The sequence below is a fragment of the Gluconobacter sp. P1D12_c genome, assembly GCF_018812105.1.
Lineage (GTDB): Bacteria > Pseudomonadota > Alphaproteobacteria > Acetobacterales > Acetobacteraceae > Gluconobacter > Gluconobacter oxydans_A.
On sequence record NZ_JACSIQ010000423.1, the window covers coordinates 1 to 469 of the forward strand.

Sequence of the window (469 nt, forward strand, 5' to 3'; positions counted from 1 at the left end):
AGAGACGTTATAGAAAGCATGATGCGGGAGCATCAGCCCAACAATCTTATTCTCCATCTGCTCGAATTTTATTTCATCACCAACGATGACACGACCATCAAGAGAAGGCTCAACACAGAGAGCCATAGCAATATCGGGCCCGAACATATCCAATGATTTAGGGACACCTATCGTGGCTTCGCCTTCATCACGCTTCGTGAAAAGCTCAGCATCATTGATGACACGCTTCTTCATCATCTTCAGAGATCCATCAGACTGATCTCGAACGATGCGAAGCCTCTCATCATTAAGAGACCCCTTGAACTCCTTAAACGATCCGTACCTCTGTATCAGTCGCGTATTGAGTGTCTCATTATAGAACCACTCAAGATGGCCATCCTCCATCGTCTCAATATCGTTCGGCTTAGTCACATATTTTGTGACCTCATCAACAGACTCAAGAGTTCCCGCATCCTTAACAATGCACGAC

1 protein-coding gene is annotated in these 469 nt (G+C 45.6%); it reads right to left on the reverse strand.

Translation table 11 applies throughout. The features are described from left to right. The coding region (locus KP705_RS17475) for a protein rep (protein WP_215765197.1) at positions 1–469 on the reverse strand (469 nt) is incomplete at both ends.